The following is a 2,213-nucleotide window of genomic DNA, read 5'->3' on the forward strand; positions in this document are numbered from 1 at the left end:
CGGCGCGCGCCCCGGGCGCACCCGTGCTGGCCCTGCTGGCGGTCGGTTGGCTGGCGGCGATGCTCTGGTCGACCCGCGAGGCGATCAGCTCGGCAGCGGCCGGCCTCACCGCGATCAGCCTCTCCGCCTTCGCCCTGCCCGGGGTCATCTCGGCCGCCCTGGTGGCCGGGGCCGCCGTCGCCCTGGCCGTGACCGGGCTGCTGGCCCGGCGGGGCGTCGACCGGGCCACCCTGCGCTTCGTGGTGGCGGTCGGCACCGGCCTGCTGGTCGGGCTCGCCGCCGCCCTCGCGATCAACCTGACCTACGCCGACAACGCGACCACCAACACGATCGCCGGCACCAGCGCCGCCGCGGCCATCATCGGCGGGGCACTGGCCGGAGCCCGCGACGCCGCCCCGGTCGGCGCCGTGGTCACCGCCGCCCTGGGCACGCTGGTCTTCGTGGTGGCGTTCAGCCGGGCCCGCGACCCGCTGTTCGACCTCTTCGGCGCCGACGGCTCCCAGGCGTCGCTGGTGAGCGCCGCCAAGTGGGTCTCCCGCACCGAATCGCTGCTCGCCGGCCTGCTCGCCGGCCTGCTCGCCTTCGGCTACCTGACCTGGGCCCGCCGCCGGGCGCTGCGCCGCGACCCGGCGACGCCGGCGCTGCGCTGGCCGGCGTACCTGCTCGCTGGGGCCGGCCCGGGCCTGCTCCTGCTGCTCGCCGAGGTGATCATCGGATCGGTGGTCGGACCCTGCTCGACCTGGCCAGTGCGCTGAGCGAGGCGGACGCGGTCGCCCAGACCAGCCTCGGCACCTCCCGGGTCGACAACGGCATCTGGGTGCTGTTCGTCGGCGCGCTGACCGCGCTCGTCGCCTTCGGCCGCACCCTCGGCCCGGCGCCCCACGACGACGAGCCGGAGCCGGTCGAGGACTGAGGCGTCCCGCTCCGGCCCTGCCCGGCGGGGTCGCCGCCGCCGGAGCGGGCCGGGCGCCCGCCGGCGGGTCGGCTCAGGAAGCGGCGCGAAGCAGCAGGTCCAGCTCGGAGGGGTCATACCACTCCAGCTCGTGGTCCTCGGCGCTGTCGATGGTGAACTGGGCGTCCGGGTCGCCCGCCAGGGCCTCGGCGACCACCTCGACGGCGGCGGCCACGTCGTCCGCCGCGTCCGCCCCGTCCACGTGCAGCGCGGCCACCGACCGCACCGGCACCGGCTGGTCGAGGCGCACCGTGCTGGAGCCGAGGTCACCGTCGCCCCGGCCGACCGCCGACGGGGGCAGGTCGACCGAGACCACCACCCGGCGCCGGGGCGCGGCCGGGTCCTCCCGCAGCAGCTGGAGGGCGTCCTGGGCGGCGCGGGTGAACGCGACGTACTCCAGCTCCTCCTCGTCGCCCTCGGCGTACCACTCGCGCAGGGCGGGGGTGACGGCATGCGCCTGGTCGGCGACAGCCCCTGCTCCCGCAGCCGGGCCAGCATCGGCACGGTCGCCGGGACGTACACCCGGACCAGCTCGTCGCTCACCGTCGTATCCCCCGATCGTTCGCGGACCGGCGGGTCTGCCGGTCCCGGGCGCCGATCATGCCGTACGCCGAGACCGTCATACACCCCGCACCGGCCCGGCGGAAGTTGCCGCACCGCACCGCCGGCCGGGTGGATGCTGGGCGGCCCGGCCGGCGGTGGCAAACTGAGGCAAACGACGCCAACACCGGGGGTTATCCGTGGAGCCGAGGTTTCTCCTGCTCTCCGACGTGGCCACCGAGTTGAACGTCTCGGACTCGCAGGTCTACCACATGGTGCGCAGCGGAGAGCTGCCCGCGATCAAGATCGGTGGGCGCGGCCAGTGGCGCGTCGAACGCGCTCAGCTGGAGGAGTACATCCAGCGCAAGTACACCGAAACCGCCGAGTGGGTACGCGGCAACCCGCTCGCCGACCGCGACACCGAGTAGCCGTCCCGACGCTGACCGCCATTGACGGCGGACACTGCCATTCCCGAGTATCGAAGCGTGCTGGAGGCAAACGAAGGCAAACGCAAGGATCAGAGGTGAGCAGCATGGTCGACTCCCGCCGTCCCGGCCCCTCCCGGCCCCCGGTCCGGCTGCGCCCGGCCCCGGTCAGCGACCCGCCCTACGTCGACGAGTCACCGGATCTCTGGCCCCGCCCCAGCGGCCAGCTCGCCCTCGACCTCTTCGGTGCCGCGCACCAGCCCGCCGGCCGCCCGCCCGGCCGGCGGCACGACTCC

At 75.3% G+C, this 2,213-nt stretch carries 1 protein-coding gene and 3 pseudogenes; 3 read left to right on the forward strand and 1 reads right to left on the reverse strand.

Going from position 1 to position 2,213, the window contains the following annotated elements; translation table 11 throughout:
* A pseudogene (locus JNW89_RS35405) lies at positions 1-913 on the forward strand (hypothetical protein); the annotation flags it as partial.
* 73 nt (positions 914-986) lie between these two features.
* Here the strand turns inward: JNW89_RS35405 and JNW89_RS35410 are convergent.
* Positions 987-1,495, reverse strand: a pseudogene (locus JNW89_RS35410) (hypothetical protein).
* 197 nt (positions 1,496-1,692) lie between these two features.
* Here JNW89_RS35410 and JNW89_RS35415 point away from each other — a divergent pair.
* Both JNW89_RS35415 and JNW89_RS35420 read left to right on the forward strand, forming a co-directional pair.
* Positions 1,693-1,920, forward strand: a complete 228-nt coding sequence (locus JNW89_RS35415; RefSeq protein WP_088963829.1) for a helix-turn-helix domain-containing protein — start codon at positions 1,693-1,695, stop codon at positions 1,918-1,920.
* Positions 1,921-2,024: 104 nt separating this feature from the next.
* Positions 2,025-2,213, forward strand: a pseudogene (locus tag JNW89_RS35420) (hypothetical protein); the annotation flags it as partial.

The organism is Micromonospora sp. 4G55 (assembly GCF_016803375.1).